General features: G+C 64.1%; 15 protein-coding genes and 1 tRNA gene. 4 read left to right on the top strand and 12 right to left on the bottom strand.

What is annotated here, in order from left to right; all coding sequences use genetic code 11:
• Window positions 1-142: 142 nt before the first annotated feature.
• A complete protein-coding gene (locus ABQU90_RS21285; protein WP_115553864.1) occupies window positions 143-319 on the bottom strand; it encodes a hypothetical protein in 177 nt (58 codons plus the stop codon).
• A 323-nt stretch (window positions 320-642) separates the two neighbouring features.
• Window positions 643-729: transfer RNA gene (locus tag ABQU90_RS21280), tRNA-Leu, on the bottom strand.
• Between the two features lie 139 nt (window positions 730-868).
• Between ABQU90_RS21280 and ABQU90_RS21275 the strand changes: the two genes are divergently transcribed.
• Together ABQU90_RS21275 and ABQU90_RS21270 are read left to right on the top strand one after the other, a co-directional pair.
• On the top strand, window positions 869-1,249 hold the full coding sequence (locus ABQU90_RS21275) for a response regulator (protein ID WP_055854118.1): 381 nt from the start codon (window positions 869-871) through the stop codon (window positions 1,247-1,249).
• A 98-nt stretch (window positions 1,250-1,347) separates the two neighbouring features.
• Window positions 1,348-5,118 carry a PAS domain S-box protein gene (locus tag ABQU90_RS21270; protein WP_323522742.1) on the top strand — a complete coding sequence of 1,257 codons (3,771 nt, stop codon included), beginning with the start codon at window positions 1,348-1,350 and terminating at the stop codon, window positions 5,116-5,118.
• A 565-nt stretch (window positions 5,119-5,683) separates the two neighbouring features.
• Here ABQU90_RS21270 and ABQU90_RS21265 read toward each other — a convergent pair.
• Complete coding sequence (locus tag ABQU90_RS21265) at window positions 5,684-8,047, bottom strand: Tex family protein (RefSeq protein WP_323522741.1); 2,364 nt, start codon at window positions 8,045-8,047, stop codon at window positions 5,684-5,686.
• A gap of 103 nt (window positions 8,048-8,150) precedes the next feature.
• Window positions 8,151-8,378: a hypothetical protein gene (locus ABQU90_RS21260; RefSeq protein ID WP_323522740.1), complete on the bottom strand. Its 228-nt coding sequence runs from the start codon at window positions 8,376-8,378 to the stop codon at window positions 8,151-8,153.
• A gap of 190 nt (window positions 8,379-8,568) precedes the next feature.
• Here ABQU90_RS21260 and ABQU90_RS21255 point away from each other — a divergent pair, with 190 nt between their 5' ends.
• Window positions 8,569-9,780 (top strand): NAD(P)/FAD-dependent oxidoreductase, encoded by a 1,212-nt coding sequence (locus tag ABQU90_RS21255; RefSeq protein ID WP_323522739.1) that lies wholly within the window; start codon window positions 8,569-8,571, stop codon window positions 9,778-9,780.
• A gap of 173 nt (window positions 9,781-9,953) precedes the next feature.
• Here the strand turns inward: ABQU90_RS21255 and ABQU90_RS21250 are convergent, their stop codons facing one another.
• The 5 genes from ABQU90_RS21250 to ABQU90_RS21230 all read right to left on the bottom strand — a co-directional run bounded on the left by ABQU90_RS21250 (window position 9,954) and on the right by ABQU90_RS21230 (window position 13,718).
• Complete coding sequence (locus ABQU90_RS21250; protein ID WP_323522769.1) at window positions 9,954-10,409, bottom strand: hypothetical protein; 456 nt, start codon at window positions 10,407-10,409, stop codon at window positions 9,954-9,956.
• Between the two features lie 5 nt (window positions 10,410-10,414).
• Complete coding sequence (locus tag ABQU90_RS21245) at window positions 10,415-10,612, bottom strand: PspC domain-containing protein (protein ID WP_115527864.1); 198 nt, start codon at window positions 10,610-10,612, stop codon at window positions 10,415-10,417.
• A gap of 109 nt (window positions 10,613-10,721) precedes the next feature.
• Entirely contained in the window at window positions 10,722-11,798 is a 1,077-nt protein-coding gene (locus tag ABQU90_RS21240; RefSeq protein WP_323522738.1) for a class III poly(R)-hydroxyalkanoic acid synthase subunit PhaC, read from the bottom strand.
• On the bottom strand, window positions 11,795-13,000 hold the full coding sequence (gene phaE, locus ABQU90_RS21235; protein ID WP_323522737.1) for a class III poly(R)-hydroxyalkanoic acid synthase subunit PhaE: 1,206 nt from the start codon (window positions 12,998-13,000) through the stop codon (window positions 11,795-11,797). The genes ABQU90_RS21240 and phaE overlap by 4 nt, the downstream gene beginning before the upstream one ends.
• A gap of 55 nt (window positions 13,001-13,055) precedes the next feature.
• A complete protein-coding gene (locus ABQU90_RS21230) occupies window positions 13,056-13,718 on the bottom strand; it encodes a CDP-alcohol phosphatidyltransferase family protein (protein ID WP_323522736.1) in 663 nt (220 codons plus the stop codon).
• A gap of 83 nt (window positions 13,719-13,801) precedes the next feature.
• Between ABQU90_RS21230 and ABQU90_RS21225 the strand changes: the two genes are divergently transcribed.
• Window positions 13,802-14,560 (top strand): 3-hydroxybutyrate dehydrogenase, encoded by a 759-nt coding sequence (locus ABQU90_RS21225; RefSeq protein WP_323522735.1) that lies wholly within the window; start codon window positions 13,802-13,804, stop codon window positions 14,558-14,560.
• A gap of 237 nt (window positions 14,561-14,797) precedes the next feature.
• Here the strand turns inward: ABQU90_RS21225 and ABQU90_RS21220 are convergent, their stop codons facing one another.
• From ABQU90_RS21220 to ppsR, 3 genes are all read right to left on the bottom strand, one after another.
• Complete coding sequence (locus tag ABQU90_RS21220; RefSeq protein WP_323522734.1) at window positions 14,798-15,286, bottom strand: NUDIX hydrolase; 489 nt, start codon at window positions 15,284-15,286, stop codon at window positions 14,798-14,800.
• Window positions 15,287-15,503: 217 nt separating this feature from the next.
• Window positions 15,504-16,013 carry a DUF1249 domain-containing protein gene (locus ABQU90_RS21215; protein WP_323522733.1) on the bottom strand — a complete coding sequence of 170 codons (510 nt, stop codon included), beginning with the start codon at window positions 16,011-16,013 and terminating at the stop codon, window positions 15,504-15,506.
• A gap of 201 nt (window positions 16,014-16,214) precedes the next feature.
• Window positions 16,215-17,036: a posphoenolpyruvate synthetase regulatory kinase/phosphorylase PpsR gene (ppsR, locus tag ABQU90_RS21210; RefSeq protein WP_323522732.1), complete on the bottom strand. Its 822-nt coding sequence runs from the start codon at window positions 17,034-17,036 to the stop codon at window positions 16,215-16,217.
• Window positions 17,037-17,122: the final 86 nt, after the last annotated feature.

Below are 17,122 nucleotides of genomic sequence, written 5' to 3'. Positions count from 1 at the left end.
GAAGCGAAGTCTTCGATCTCTGCAAGCGTTGGATTACCACGCAAATGCAACCCGCGTGTGGCGCGCCCGGCCATCAGGTTGCGATGTCGATCGAGCTATCACAGGCACACACGCATCGCCACACAACACTTGCATGACAAGATCAGGCCTGTCCGTCGTCCAGCGCCTTGCGACCCTCGTGGGTCAGATCGATATCGCCGTCTTCGGCTTGCGCGGCATACCCTGCACGCACCGCCCAATTTGCTTCCTCGTCGGACACCGGCTTGGTGTCGTGGATGTCGCGAAGAATGCGCAACTGCTGCGAAGCATCGAAATCCATGGTGGCTACCTGTTTGAAGGAGAACTCCACGGTACCGACCGGGCGTGATGGTTGCGTGCCTGCAACGCCAACCGAGACCCCAGTTGCGTAGGGAACAAACGCATCTTTAGCCAAGCATGGCCAAGGCGATCGCACGATGCGCGAAACCGACGGCGATGACCTGAGAACAAGCGCACGACGCCTGCTGCGCGCAAACGCTCCGCGATCACGCGCATCGGACGTCGCGCTGGCGCCAATCCGTAGCACTGCCGCAGCACAAGAGCACATAGCAAAAAGCCCCTCCGGATTGCGCCGGAAGGGCTTTCGCTGTTACTGCAACATCTTGGTGCCGAAGGTGGGACTCGAACCCACACGCTTTTAAGGGCGGCGGATTTTGAGTCCGCTGCGTCTACCGATTCCGCCACTTCGGCGTGGCCGCGCAGTATAGCGGCTTGCGAATGAAACGAACAGTGTCAGGATGCTCCTGACGAATTCAGCTGCAAACGGTGTCGGCAACACCGTGGTCGACCAGCCTCGATATACTGGCCGACTTAAGTGAAGGAGTAAGCAATGTCGGTGCTGCGTGGAGTTCGGGTACTCGTAGTCGAAAACGATGACATGAATGCCATGCTGCTCGAGTTGCAGCTCGTCCACGCGGGTGCGGCTGTGGTCGGCCCTGTCGGCGAGGTGCAGGATGCCCTGCAGTTGATCCAAGCCGATGCGCCGGATATCGCCGTGCTGGACTATCGCCTGGGCAATGGTCAGACAAGCGAGCCGGTTGCCCGTCTGCTCTCGCAGCGCGGCATTCCGTTTGTGCTGGCCACCGGCGTTGCCAGCGGCAGCATTCCCACCGGCTTCGAACGCGGTGTCATTCTGACCAAGCCTTATCTCTCCGAAGAATTGGTCGGCGCCTTGTCGCGTGCCCGGCAGATGAGCAGTGCCAGCAGCTGATGCCATGGCTCGCCACCTGACCGGTTGTCGGCGGTTTGGTTGCCACCTGAGCGCTTGTCACTAGAATCAAGCATCCAAGATCTGCAGGTGGTTGCTGGATGGAAAGTGCCGTGTCGCCGTTTGCCGGCCTGTTGCCGGAGACGAGCGAAACTGCAGCATTGGTACTGGCGTCCGCATGCGTCGCCGACCCGCTGCTCTGCGCCAGTCAGGCGCTGCATACCGCGCTGTCGGTGTGCCTGCACGCACAACACCCGATGCTAGTGGTCTGGGGCGAGCACGCATGCTGCATCTACAACGACGCCTGCATCGCGTCATTGGGCGAAAGGCACCCTGCTGCATTCGGCCAGCCGCTTGCCGAGCTGACGCGCGCCGACCTGGCTAGCGGTCTGCCGGACGATGCGAACACTGCAATCGATCTGGCGACCTGGTCGTGCAGTCCGATCCTGGACGCCGGCAAGCAGGTGGGCGCGTTGTATGTGGCTGCTGCGCCCGCACGTGATGCGCGCGAACAGCGTAGCGATGCCATGTCGCTTGCGGCGCCGCCCGCGCTCGACCAGTCGCCGGCCTTCATGGCCGTGCTGCGTGGGCCCGACTACATCATCGAGAGCGTCAACCAACGCTTCCACGATCTTGTCGGCGAGCGTCCACTGCTGGGCCGTCCCTTGCTGGAGGCGATGCCGGAGATCGCCGATCAAGGCTATCTCGGCCTGCTCGACGAGGTCCGTCGTAGCGGCCAGCCGTTCATCGGCGAATCGATGACCGCCTATCTGCAGCGCACACCCGGCAGCACGCTCGACGAAACCTTCGTCGACTTTCTGTACCAGCCGATGCGCGACAGCGATGGTCGCGTCGATGCAATTCTGGTGCACGGGTTCGATGTCACTGCGCAGCGACGCGTCGAGACTCGCGACAGTTTTCTGCTGATGCTCGAAGACGCCTTGCAGCATGTCTCCGATCCCCGTCACGTCATCGACACCAGCGTACGCTTGCTCGGCGAACACCTGCAGGCCAATCGCTGTGCGTTCGGACTGGCCGCCGCAGATGGCAGCATCATGCATGTGATCAGCGACCATGTGCAGGACATGCCGAGCCTGCAAGGCGACTTCCCGATGGAAGTGGCCCAAGGCCTGCGCGATGCACTGCTGGCCAACCGGCCCTGGTTCACCGCCGATGCGATGGCACCGGGTGCGCCGGACTATGTGGCCGAGCAGTATCGCCACTCCGGCCTGCGTGCGTCGTTGGCGATACCGCTGCATAAACATGGCCGGTTGGTCGCGGCAATCGGCGTGCACCAACGCGCACCGCGGCGCTGGTTGTCGACCGAGATCGAGCTGGTGCGGCTGGTGGCAGCGCGCTGTTGGGAGTCGATGCAGCGAGCCAAGGCGCAGCAGCAACTGGCCGCCAGCGAAGCGCGTCTGCGCCGGCTTGCCGACACCTTGCCGCAGATCATCTTCATCGCCGGTCCCGATGGCCAGCTGCACTATTTCAATCAACGCTGGTACGAATACACCGGGCTGGATCCGGGCAACAACGAAGGCGCCGCGTGGCATCGGGCCCATACCGCCGATGGCCTGCAGCTATCCGTGCAGGCATGGCAGGACGCATTGCTCGACGAGCGCGCTTACGAGATCGAATGCGAATTGCTGCGCCACGACGGCCAGGCGCGTTGGCATCTGGCACGCGCCCTGCCCGTCCGCGGTGACGACGGCTGCATCAGCGAATGGATCGGCACATATACCGACATCCATGATCGCCGCACCTTCGAGCACCGTTTGCGCGAGAGCGAAATCCGTTTCCGTGCGCTGTGCGAGACGGTCCCTGCAATGATCTGGATGTCCGACGCGCAAGGCGATTGCGTGTACTGGAACCCACGCTGGTACGACTTCACCGGACAAGCCGAAGATCAGGCGCTGGATCAGGGCTGGTGGGATGTGATGCATCCGGACGATGCCGGCCGCGTGCGGTTGGCCTTCGAACAGGCGCTGGAACGACGCGGCGAATTTTTAGCCGAATACCGGGTGCGTCGCCACGACGGCCAGTACCGTTGGTGTATTGATAACGCCTCGCCGCATTTCGCCAGCGATGGACGTTTTCTTGGGCATATCGGCTCGCTCACCGATATCTCCGAACGCAAGCACATCGAAGATGCCACCGCGTCCGACCGCGCGATCCTGAGCCTGATCACCACCGGCGCACCGTTGCCGGTGGTGCTGGATGCGATCGCATTGAGCGTGGAGGCGCGCGGTGAGATTGGGCTGTATTGCTCGGTGATGGTGCTGGACGAGGTGCGGCATACCTTGAGCTTCGGCTCGGCGCCGCACTTCCCGCTTGCGTATCACGGCAACTTCGAGCCGGCGCCGATCGGTCCGGATGGGCCGCCTTGTTCGCGCGCCGCACATCTTGGCCGGCAGGTCATCTGTGCCGATCTCCAGGCCGATCCAAGCTTCGGCCCTCATCATGCCGTTTCGGCGCTGCTCGGAATCGCGGCGTGTTGCGTGACGCCGATCTTGTCCAGCGACGGCCAGGTGCTGGGCACGCTCAACATCTACTACGACCGCCCGTATCTGCCCTCGCTGCGCGAACAAGCGATGGCGCGCTCTGCATCCCACCTGGCCGGTATCGTGATCGAGCGGACGCGCGTGGATGCCAAGCTCACGTTGTCGCTGCAGGCGGAAACCACTGCGCGCGGTCAGGCCGAACACGCCAGCCGGGTCAAGGACGAATTTTTGGCCACGCTCAGCCACGAATTGCGCACGCCGCTCAATGCGATCCTGGGCTGGTCGCGACTGATGCAAGCGCAGACTTTCGCGCCGGAGAATCTGGGTAAAGGCCTGGTCATCATCGAGCGCAGTGCGCGTGCGCAGACGCAGATCATCGACGACCTGCTGGATATGAGCGCGATCCTGTCCGGCAAGATCCGTCTGCAGGCCGAACATTTCGACATTGCCGGGCTGGCGCGCAGCACGCTGGAGCTGATGCAGCCGGCCGCGCTGGCGCGCGAGATCGCCCTGGAACTGGACGCGCCGGCGGGCAGCGAATTGTGGTTTTTCGGCGATGCCGGGCGCTTGCAGCAGGTGCTCACCAACCTGCTCAGCAACGCGCTCAAGTTCAGCGCGCCGGGCGGCAGCGTACGGGTGGGATTGGACGTTGAGGAAGGACGTCTGCGGCTATGCGTGCAGGACAGCGGGATCGGCATCGCGCCGGAGTTTCTGCCGCACGTCTTCGATCGGTTTCGGCAGGCAGATGCCGGCACCACGCGGCGTGTTGGCGGGCTGGGGCTGGGCTTGTCGATCTCGCGTCAGCTGGTGGATCTGCATGGCGGCAGCCTTGGGGCCTCCAGCGCCGGCGAAGGCCTGGGTTCGGTGTTTACCATCGTGCTGCCGTTCCAGCACGGGGTCAGTGGTCTGCGCCCGTCATCGGAGGATTCGAGCCAACCTGGGCGACTTCCGGCCGATTGCAATGGGCGGCTGGACGGCGTGCGTGTGCTGTTGGTCGACGACGATCAGGATTCGCGCGAAGCGGTGATGCAGTTCCTGATGCTTGCCGGCGCGCAGGTGCAGGCGGCAGGTTCGGTGGATGCAGCCGAGCACTATCTGGCTACTGCGGCGTTCGATGTGCTGGTCAGCGATATCGCGATGCCGCTGCGCGATGGCTACGATCTGATCCGCACCGTGCGCACCGGTCGCGTCGATCTGCCACGGCATATCCCGGCAATCGCGCTCACTGCCTATGTGCACGAAGAGGACCGTGACCGTGCCGTGGCGGCCGGCTTCGATGCGCATATGGGCAAGCCGGTGGAGCCGCCCGGGCTGGTTGATCTGATCGAACGCTTGGTGGTGCCGATGCGCGCGGTGCCGGGAGCGGCGTGAGATCGCCCGAGAGCGGCCGATAAAAGCAATGCAGGCAAGGAGCAGGAAGAATCCCAACGCCCCGATCGCGAATGCAGACTTCTTGCAGGAGCGCAGCGTCTGACACCCCGGCACGTTTCAAATGCCGCCCGACTGCATTCCAGACTGCATCCGCACAACGGGATTCGAGTCGTCGCGTCGCTTGTGAGATGCAGTCAAAAGCTCAGGTCGTCGAGGGCGCGGTGCCCTCGCCGATTGCGGGACACGCGGTGAATCCATCCATGGAGGCCCCGTGGCGGCAGGGATGCCGCCACAGGGTCCCGCAAGCGACGAGGACACCGCACCAACCTGTGAGTCGGCTGCGTTGTTGAAGACATGCACACCGACCATTTCGACTGGTCATTGCCCGCCTACCGTCGCGGACCCTTACGCGGCATGGATGCCGCATAAGAGCAGACAAGGACGTGCTTGCGGCGTGTCCCGCGATGGTGGGCGGGCAAGGGCCCTGCTGTAACGTTGCAAAGCAACCGCTCTGCAACGTTGCTATCAATCAATCAGACACAGTCGCCACGCCAGGCAGCATGACTCAGCTGCGCTTGGCGCGCGCGAACGCCGCGGCCAGTGCGTTATCGGCCGGTGGCGCAGTGGTCCGCGGCTTGCTGTTGCCGGATGCCGGCCCACGTCCGCCGCCGTCGCGACGGCCCTGCCCCGGCCCGCCATTGCCGCGCGCATCGCGCGACTGCGCAGTGCCATCTGCCGCCGGCGGCGTGTCGGACAGGCGGCAGGTCAGTGCGATGCGCTTACGCGGCACGTCCACTTCCAGCACCTTGACCTTGACGATATCGCCGGCCTTGACCACATCGCGCGGATCCTTGACGAAGGTGTCCGACAACGCGGAGATGTGCACCAACCCATCCTGATGCACGCCGATATCGACGAAGGCGCCGAACGCGGCCACATTGCTGACCACGCCTTCCAGCACCATGCCCGGCTTGAGGTGCTTGATGTCCTCGATGCCCTCGGCAAACTGCGCAGCCTTGAACTCCGGACGCGGGTCGCGGCCGGGTTTTTCCATCTCTTTCAGGATGTCGCGCACGGTCGGCACACCGAACTGCGCATCGGTGAACAGCTCCGGCTTCAAGCCGCGCAGGAAGCTGCCATCACCCAGCAACGCCTTGATCGGCTTGCCGGTGTTGGCGACGATGCGCTCGACCACCGGATAGGCTTCCGGGTGCACGGCCGACACATCCAGCGGCTCGTCGCCATCGGCAATGCGCAAAAACCCAGCGCATTGTTCGAAGGTCTTGTCGCCCAGGCGCGGCACCTTGAGCAGATCCTTGCGACGCTTGAACGGGCCGTTGTCATCGCGATGGCGCACGATGTTTTCCGCCACCGTGCCGGACAGGCCCGACACGCGCGACAGCAGCGCGGCCGAGGCGGTGTTGACGTAGACGCCAACGGCGTTGACGCAGTCCTCCACGCGCGCCTCCAGTGCTTTGGCCAGGCGGTACTGGTCGACGTCGTGCTGGTACTGGCCCACGCCGATTGCCTTGGGCTCGATCTTGACCAACTCGGCCAGCGGGTCCTGCAAGCGCCGTGCGATCGACACCGCGCCGCGTAGCGAGACATCCAGCTCCGGGAATTCCTTGGCGGCAAACTCGGACGCCGAATACACCGACGCCCCCGCTTCGCTGACCACGACCTTCTGCAACTTGGTCGCCCCGCACAGCGCGATCGCCTCACCGGCCAGCTTGTCGGTTTCGCGGCTGGCGGTGCCGTTGCCGATCGCGATCAGCTCCACGTTGTGCTGCATGCACAATTTCTTGATCGTTTGCAGCGACTGGTCCCATTGCCGCTTGGGTTCGTGCGGGTAAATGGTCTCGGTGGCTACCAGCTTGCCGGTGGCATCGACCACGGCGATCTTGCAACCGGTGCGGATGCCCGGGTCCAGCCCCAGCACCACGCGCGGGCCGGCTGGCGCGGCCAGCATCAGGTCTTTGAGGTTGTCGCCGAACACCGCAATCGCTTCGGCCTCGGCCTTCTCGCGGGCCTGGTTGAACAGGTCCAGCAGCAGGTGCATGTGCAACTTGGCGCGCCAGGTCAGCCGGCACGCGTCCAGCAACCAGCGGTCTGCCGGGCGGCCCTGGTTGGAAATACCGGCACTGCGCGCCACCCGGCCTTCGGCGTACTGATGCCCGGCTTCGGCATCGCTGCCTGGGTCGAGATCGAGATACAGAAATTCTTCGCGGCGCGCGCGGAACAGCGCCAGCAAGCGGTGCGACGGAATTTTCGCCAGCGCTTCGGCGTGGTCGAAGTAATCGCGGTATTTGGCACCGGCCTCTTCCTTGCCCTCGGCGACGCGTGCGCGGATCACGCCGTTATCGTTGAGCCAGCTGCGCAACTCGCCCACCAGCGCGGCATCTTCGCCCCAGCGCTCCATCAGGATGGCGCGGGCGCCTTCCAGCGCGGCCTTGATGTCGGCAACACCCTTCTCGGCGTCGATGAAGGCGGCGGCGGCCACCTCCGGCGCCTGCGTCGGGTCGGCCAGTAAGCCCTCGGCCAATGGCTCCAGCCCGGCTTCGCGCGCGATCTGCGCACGCGTGCGGCGCTTGGGCTTGTAAGGCAGATACAGATCTTCCAGCCGCGACTTGGTGTCGGCAGCGGCAATCTCGTTGCGCAGTTCGTCGCTGAGTTTGCCCTGCTCGCCAATGCTGGACAGGATCGCCGCGCGGCGGTCTTCCAGCTCGCGCAGATAGGTCAGACGCGTTTCAAGGTTACGCAGCTGGGTATCGTCCAGGCCGCCAGTCACCTCTTTTCGGTAGCGGGCGATGAACGGCACGCTGGCGCCTTCGTCGAGAAGCGCGATGGCGGCGCGCGCCTGGGCGGGTTGGGCACCGATCTCGTCGGCGATGGTGCGAGCGATCTGCTGGGCAAGCTGGCTATCGTGCATGGCGGCGCGGAATAAACCGCTTCACTGAAAAAAAGCATTTTCGCAGTGTGGGCGCGCGACGGAAACCCGTTGACAGCGCCGCCGTAAACCTATGCCGCCGCGCTCAGCTGGCGCGGTGCGCGTAATGGGTGGCGGCGCGCTCGACCAGAATGCTTTCGTGCATGGATTCCAGTGCCATGACACGGATCTTGCCGACGTTCTTCAGCGGCACCATGCGTTCCACATAGATCTCCGGGCCGGCGTCGGTCATTGCCCGCGACTTGCTGAACCCGTAAGGCACAACGCCCTTGTCGCCATCTTTGCTGCCACCGAGGTACAGGACAATCGACATGCCACACCCTTTTGCTGCTGTTGTTGCGTTGGAGGCGCGAGCATAACGAGCGCGTCGTGAGGAGCTTTCCACGCACGTTAACGCCGGCTGTTTGCGGTTTGGTGACGGCCTCAAGACCTGACGCACCTCACGAGTGCTTCACCCTGCTTGGTCGTCCAATCTCGGTCCACCCGCTTTCTCACGACATCGCATGGACCTCAAAAGTGGCTACCCGTTCTGGTCGATCCGTAATGGATTGATGCGCGCCTATCCACGCCTGGAGCAAGACACCCAGGCCGAGGTCGTCATCGTGGGCGGCGGCGTGACTGCCGCGCTGATCGCGCACGAATTGCTGCGCAATGGCCATGAGGTGGTGGTGGTCGAACAACGCGAGATCGGCTGGGGCAGTACCTCGGCCAGCACTGCACTGCTGCAATACGAAATCGATACGCCAATGGTCGATCTGGCCAAACAACACGGCATGCCGGCAGCCGCGCTCGCTTACGGCGCCTGTGCGCAGGCCATCGTCGACCTGCAGGACCTGTGCGACAGCCTGGGTGGCTGCGACTTCACCCGCCAGGACAGCCTCTACTACGCCAGCCGTGCGCGCGATCTGAAAGATCTGCGGCGCGAGCTCGACGCACGCCAGACCCATCAGCTGCCGGTGGAATGGGTCGACCGCGAGCCGCTCTGGCACGACTACGGCGTGCGCTCCGACGGCGCCATCCTCAGCCGCCTGGCCGCCAGCGTCGACCCGTATCGGCTGTGCTATCGCCTATTCGCCGAATGCGAGCAGTACGGCGGACGCATCTTCGATCGCACTACGATCGCTAGCATTGTCCCGCACGATCAGCACGTGGAATTACGTACTCACGAAGACGTCGTCGTGCGCGCCAAGCACGTGATCATGGCCGCAGGCTATGGCAACCAGCAGTGGCTATCGCAGCGTGTGGCACGTAATCGCAGCAGCTATGCGTTCGTGACCGACCCGCTGCACGACAGCGAGATCGGTGCGCTCAAGCACACCATGATGTGGGAGACCGCACGCCCGTATCTGTACCTACGCAGCACACCCGATGGCCGTGTGGTGGCCGGCGGTGAGGACGACAACGTGGACATCCCGGCGCGCCGCGATGCGCGCGTGGAAAGCAAATTGAAGACGCTGCTGAAGAAGATCGGCAAGACCATGCCGGACGTACATCTGCGCCCGGTGTTTTCGTGGGGCGGCACGTTTGCCGAAACCGCCGACGGCCTGCCGTTCTTCGGCACGCATGCCGAGCAAGGCCCGCGCGTCTTGTTTGCAATGGCGTACGGCGGCAACGGCATCACCTATAGCGCGATCGGTGCCGGGCTGCTGCGTGCGCAATTGGAAGGTAAGCCGCACCCGCTGTCGGACCTGTTCGGGTTCTCGCGCCTGGATTGAGGGCGATTGCGTCTTGCGATGCAGCCGCCGAGCAGGCGCTGCTGCCACTAAGCGCGGCTGAGAACACATAACGAGCGGTCTTCAGACGGGCGTGGACTGCGCCATCACAAACGGGGTATGCGCGTACACCGAGCACCGGATGCGTCAGCCCCGCAGTGAGCGCAGGAACGTTGTTAGCCGCTCCAAGTCGATGGCCACCACGGCCACCAGCCATGGCCCTGCATCGCGTACGTATCGGCCGCCCGCTCCAGCGGGTTGCGCACATGGATGCCGCCGCACACCAGATACACCGGCAGGAACAGTGGCCCGAGCAGCATGTATTGATACACATGTGCGCGCTCGTGATCGCCCAGACGCACCGGCGGATGCTCGCAGCGGCCGGCCGCGTGTGCATAGGTGCTGCATTGCAGATCCAACGATGCGCCCTTGAGCAGGATCACATTACCCAAGGTCATCGCCCCGCCCGGCCCCCAGGGCCAGGCATGAAAGACGAGCGCGAGCTCGTGGCGGGACCAGCGCGGGCGGGCGCCAAAACAACTGCCGATGGCGCCGATCAACAGGCCAAGCGCGGTATTGGGCAGCGTCCACAACGCGCCAAGCACCAACACTGCCGATGGCGCGCGCCGCAACGGGCTCAATCGGCCTGCGTGGGGATCAGCAGCCACAGGATCAGATAGACCAGGATGCCGGGAAACGCGGCCGAGGCGATCGAGACGATCACGAACAGAACGCGCAGCAAGGTGGAGCTCCATCCGAAACGACGCGCAATTCCGCCGACGACACCGGCGATCATGCGGTCATTGAGAGAACGGGACAGTGCAGTGGTGGCCATGAGAACGCTCCTTCAAACGTAGCAAGCAGTCTAAAAAGCCGGGCGACAGCAGGCCGTGATGGGCGGCGGTAGGCGGTCGCACGCAGTCTGCGTACTTGCACGCGACACATCAGGCGACGCCGTCGCGCTCCTGCAGCCAGCGATGGATCGCCACCGGCACCTCGCGCTGGGCACGTCCGGACACGTAGATCCCGATATGTCCGCCGCGAAAACTCAGCTCGCTGTAATCCTTGCTGCCCACCAGCCCACGCAAGGCGCGCGAGGCATCCGGTGGCACCAGATGATCGTGTTCGGCATAGATATTGAGCACCGGCATATCGACTTCCTGCAGATCCACCGCCTGCCCGCCGATGCTCACCTGGCCGGTGACCAGCCCATTGCGTTGGTAGAACAAGGTCACGAATTCACGGAACGCCTCGCCCGCCAGATCCGGCGAATCGAAGATCCACTTTTCCATGCGCAAGAAGTCTTCCAGCGCCTGCTTGTCGTCGAGGATGTCCAGCAAGCCAACGTACTTCTGCAAATTAAGCCGGAACGGCTTGAGCATCAGGTAACTGGCGTTCATCAGATCCGCCGGCACGTTGCCCATGGTGTCCACGAACAGATCCACATCGACCATGCGCGCCCAGTTGGACAGCATGTTGTCGGGGGTGTGGAAATCCACTGGCGTGACCATGGTGATGAGGTTGCGCACCTTGTGCCGTTGCAGCGCGGCGTAGCACAACGAAAAGGTGCCGCCCTGGCAGATGCCGAGCACGTCCACCGCCTCCAGCCCCGATTGGGCACGCAAGTAATCCACCGCGCCATCGATGTAGCGCAGCAGATAGTCTTCGAGCGTGAGATAGCGCTCGGAGCGGTCCGGGTAGCCCCAGTCCAGCACGTAGACATCCTGGCCGTGACTCAACAGGCCCTTGACCAGCGAACGGTCGGCCTGCAGGTCCACCATGTACGGACGATTGACCAACGCATACACGATCAGCAGCGGCGTCTTGGCCACCGGCGCCTGCTCGCCGACAAAGCGATACAGCACCACCTTGCCGTCGCGCCAGATTTCTTCGCGTTCGGTGACGCCATAGTCGACGTCTTCCACACCGGGCAGCAGTTTCAGGCCTTCGCGCAGCTTGCGTTGCAGCGACAGGGTTTCCTGCATCAGGTCTTCGGCACTGAATCCCAACGGCCCTTTCATGCCTTGGCTCCACGTGGGGTGCGTGCGACCGGCTTACTGCCGGACGCTTTGCCGGACGACGGTTTCGATGCGGCTTTCGCTGTGGCGGTCTTTTTCACCGCAGGTGTTGCAGGTGCGGTCTTCTTGGGCGCAGATTTTTTGGCCGCGGTCTTTTTTACTGCAGCGGTTGCCGCGGCCGGCTTGCGCGCAGCGGCGGCGTTGGGCGGCGCTGCACGTTTGGGCGGAGACGACGCCTGCGGATCAGCGGTGGTGTCTTCGGCCGGCTTGCCAGCCGCCTTGGTGCTGGTGCCGGCAGCGGTGCGCAACATCCGGCGCACCGCGCGCTCCAGTTCTGCGATACGGCGATGCGCGGCATCCATCTCCGAACGCGTCGGCATCCCGAAACGTTCGCTGAGCTGTTCGACCTCCTCCTGCAACGCCGCGCGCAAGCGCATGTGCGCGTTGGCGAACCCGCCGTACACGTCGCGAAACCGATCCGACAACGCCACATCGGCATAGGACTCTTCGGCCGCCTCGATCCACAGATCGAACAAGGCGCGCGCGCTGGTCAGCTGGCTGCCGCTGCTTTCGTGCTCGCTCAACTTGGTGGTGAAACGGGTGAAGGCCTGCTCGATCGCTGCCTTGAGTTGCTCGCCGTAGGCCTGCGATTGCGCCTGATAATCCTGTTGCGCGCGCGCCAGTTTCTGCAGGCGCGCCTGATGATTGCGGTTCAAGCCGAAGGCCGGCATGTCCAACCACGGCGCGTTTTCTTCGCGCCATTTACCCAGGGCCTGCGCCGCCTGCTGCAGCCACGGGTCGAAGCCGCCGGGGCTGCCGCCGCGCAGCGAACCCAGCGTCCACTGCATCAGTTGCTCGCCCTGCCCCTGCACGGCGCGGCGCCAGGCATCGGAGACTTCGTTGGCGGAGGTGTCGCGGCCGGCGAACTGCCCGGCCACCTGCTGCATGGTGCCGAACCAGCCGCCAGCCTGGGTGCGGAAGCGGTCGATGGCTTCCTGCGCCTGCGGCGCGGCCTGGGTGGGCAGCAGCTGCGACCACCAGTCCACTGCCTTTCTCCAGTCCTGCGGGGCATCGCCGCCGGACGCCGGCGGTGGCTGCGCAGCGGAGCCAGACTGGCCGTGGCGCATGGCGTCTCCCCAGGCCGCCCAATACTGGCGTGCCTTGTCCTCGACGTTGCCGTTGTCCGAACCGCTGCTTGCCATCATTCCCTCCTGTGACGATCCACCGAGCCATCCTACCGCGTGTAACCAGGCGTGCCGCTCAGGGCTTGGGGATCCGCAACGTCTTGCTGATCATCAGCGAGCCGGAGACGGCAAACAGCAGCACCAGCGGGTGGAACTGCCACGGCCCGAGCTGCCACTGGCCCCACCACAGGGCGTCGCCGATATGCCCGCTGCTGGCGGCGACTGCGAGCAGGATCACCAGCACCAGGCTGGTCGGAATCGGGGTGCCTTCGAAGTACGGCACTTTGTCGGCCTCGCCAGCGATCTCTTCGGCCGTCACGTTGTACCGCGCCAGCCGGCTCACGCCGCAGCAGACGAAATAGCTCAGGACCAGCCAGTCCCAGCCGCCACGCATGCCGCAGGCATAACCCAGCGCCGCCGGCGCCACGCCGAATGAGATTACGTCGGCCAGCGAATCCAGCTCGCGGCCCAGGGTGGAAGACGCCTTACGCCACCGCGCGACGTGCCCGTCCAGCGCATCGAACACGAACGCCAAGGGGATCAGCGCCATACCCAGCAACAGGTCCCCACTGTGACCCTCCTGCAAGAACCGCATCGCTGCGAATACTGCGCCGGTGCCGCAGAAAGCATTGGCCAGCGTGAACCAGTCCGCAAGTTGGAAATCGCGCAGCATCGAAAAATGGCGTTTCATGCGGAACCTGATCAGAGCGAGGCGCAAAGGGTAACGCGCGCACGCCATGCAGGCGACCGTTTGCCCGTCCTCCGCTAGGCTGGCGATCAGCGTGGCCGCTCCCGGCCGCGCATCACAGTGAAGGACACCCGATGCGCAGCATCCTGATCACCGGCGCGGGCAGCGGCATTGGCGCCGGCATCGCCAGCCATCTGGCAACCGACGGCCACCATCTGCTGGTCAGCGACATGGACCAGGCCGCCGCCGAGCACACGGCCAAGCGCGTGCGCGACGCTGGCGGCTCGGCCGAAGCACTGGTGCTGGATGTCACAGACGACGACAGCATTGCGCACGCGCTGGCCGGCGCCTCGCAGCCGCCGCAGGTGCTGGTGAACAATGCCGGCCTGCAGCAGGTCGCCGCGCTGGAAGATTTCCCGATGCAGCGCTGGGCCCTGCTGGTCGACGTCATGCTGACCGGCGCAGCGCGACTCAGCCGTGCCGTGCTGCCGGGCATGCGCGCGGCAGGCTATGGACGCATCGTCAATATCGGCAGCATCCATTCGTTGGTCGCCAGCCCCTACAAGAGCGCGTATGTGGCCGCCAAACATGGCCTGGTCGGCCTGGCCAAGGTGATCGCACTGGAAACTGCAGACTGCGACATCACCGTCAACACGCTGTGCCCCAGCTATGTGCGCACGCCATTGGTAGAGCGCCAGATCGCCGACCAGGCGCGCACGCGCGGCATTGCCGAAGAAGCGGTGGTCCGCGATGTGATGCTCAAGCCGATGCCCAAGGGCGCCTTCATCGAGTACGACGAGCTGGCCGGCACGGTGGCGTTCCTGATGTCGCATGCGGCACGCAACATCACCGGGCAATCCATCGCCATCGATGGTGGCTGGACCGCCCAATAATCGCACTGGCGAAATTTTGACCAACCGGTGCGAGCGCGTTGCGCCGCAGGCGGCTTGCGGACTTGTCCACAGACTTGCGCAGCGTCCATCCACAGGGGATGTGGAAAACTGTGCGGGTAATCTCGCTTGACTGATTGCGGAGATGGCCGACGCCACGAGTGAGCCGGACAAGTACGACTTGGCATGCCGGCGGACCGGAGCACGGCGCCGGCGCAAGGCGACCCGCACGCCAGCCGATCAGACCCGCGAATAGCTCCACGATTGCATGCGCCCGTCGCGATACGGCATCACCCCATGGAAGGGGCGCGGGTCGCCATCGAACACCAACGGCAGGAAGTTGCGGTCGCCCTCCCACATCGGCACCTGATCCATCTGCGCGAGAGGCACCCACTCCAGCGTGCCTTCGGGATTGGATGTATGCGGTGTGCCATCGAAGCTGCGGATCAGGAACACGAAGCCCAACCAGTCCTCGCCCTGCTTGCCGAAACCGGGCCAGCTGATGGTGCCGCGCAATTGCATGTCGCCGCACGCGACGCCGGCTTCTTCGCGGATCTCGCGGCGCATGCAGGCCAGCACGTCTTCGTCCGGCTCCACCTTGCCACCGAGCCCGTTGTACTTGCCCAGATGTTGATCGCCGGGACGGGCATTGCGGTGGATCATCAGCACATGCGTGCCGTCGGGCGACAACAGATAGCCAAGCGTGGCGACAATCGGGGTATAGGGCATGGCGCGCGATCTGCAACGAAGCGCATCAGTATGACCGATGACATGCGTCTGCCGTGGTGACAAACGGTGATTGGGCGCTATGCGGTCGTGCCTTGAACGACTCCGGTGGACGGTGCGCCAAGCCATCGGCAAGTTCCATCCGCATGCCGGTCACTGGCCATTTCCGTCTAACAGCAGCGCTCGCTAACGATGCGCACGCGACATCTGCCTACTGCACTTAACCAACAACCACCTGCGAACTGGGCCGAGGCGGCGCAACGTAGTCGGTGTCCAGCCGCAGAGTGGCAACCCCATGGCCGCGTTCGGCCAGGTACTCCAGCCACTTGCCCAGGAAGGTGTTCATGCGCATGCGGTGACTGATCAGCTCGGCCGGCGGCGGGAACATCCCCATCACGTCCTGCCAGCGACGGCCCACATAGCAATGCGTGGTCTCGGCCTGACGTGCATCGCGGTACAGACGCACATACGCAGACGGATCCGGCTCACCGGTCACCGGGTCGCACAGGTCGTAGGTCAGGCGCAGTTCGACGGTGTAGCGATGGCATTCGATCACGTCCAGCCGCAGGTTCAGCCCATCGCTGATCGACGACACATACGAGCCAGGCGCCAGATCGGCCGGCGCGAACAGCCGGGTGAGATGCTGGAAGTTTTCTGCGTACAACCCCATCAGCCAACCGAACCGGCTCAGACGGGGGATGATCTCGAGTTTGCTCAATGCTTGGGCCATGCACCGATCCTACACGCTGCGCTGCCGCACGGGCAGCATTGACGAGGGCCCAATGGCAGGCCTACCTTGGCGGAGCCCTGCCCCGCCCGCTTGATTTTTCTTGGGCTGCCGGCACGCCGTCAGCCGCGTCGCGGCAGCCCCCGAATTGTGGACGCACCGCCTGCTTGCCCGATCCCGCATCCCGCCCCACCAATCCCGGCCTCAAAACATTTCGCGCTGCAGTCCCAGGGTCGACAACACCTTGCTGGAGATTTCTTCGATCGAGGTGTTGGTGGTGCTCAGCGTGGGAATGCGCTCCAACTGGAACATGCGCTCGGCGGTTGCGACTTCGCGTCGGCAGGTTTCTGCCGCGCTGTAGCGCGAGTTGGCGCGACGCTCCTGACGAATCTGCTGCAACCGTTCCGGGTCGATGGTCAGGCCGAACAATTTGTTGCGATAGTTGCGCAACCGTGGCGGCAGTCGTTCGCTTTCCAGATCTTCTTCGGTCAACGGATAGTTGGCGGCGCGGATGCCGTAATGCAAGGCCAGGTAGATGCAGGTGGGCGTCTTGCCCGCGCGCGATACCGCCACCAGGATCACATCGGCCTCGTCATAGTTGAGCGCAATGCCGTCGTCGTGACTCAGCGCGAAGTTCATCGCATTGATGCGGCGGTGATAGGTCTCGAAATCGACCATGCCGTGCGCGCGGCCCACGCGCGAGTGGCGCGGCGCGTTGAGCTCGCGCTCCAGCGGTTCGATGAAGGGCGCGAACACATCCAGCATCAAGGCACCGCTTTCGGCCAGGATCATGCTCAGCTTTGGATCGACGCATGAATTGACCACCACCGGGCGCACCTGGTAACGCTCGCCGGCAGCGCGCACCCGCATCGCGGCATCGCGCGCTTTTTCTGCATCATCAATGAACGACATGCGGTCGGTGACGAAGTTGAACCCGCTGAACTGGGTGAGCAGGCTATGCCCAATCGTTTCAGCGGTGATACCGGTTCCATCGGAGACGTAAAACACCGGCCGGATTGTTGACATCAAGACCACCTCTTTGAACTAGTGTCCAAAACTTACGGGTTCATGCTTGTGCAGGTTCCGCTGTGCACTGCATCATAGCGGCTTCT

Origin of the sequence: Xanthomonas sp. WHRI 10207, assembly GCF_040202975.1 — a bacterium.
Classification (GTDB): Bacteria; Pseudomonadota; Gammaproteobacteria; order Xanthomonadales; family Xanthomonadaceae; genus Xanthomonas.
This window is presented reverse-complemented; position numbering and strand designations above follow the sequence as displayed.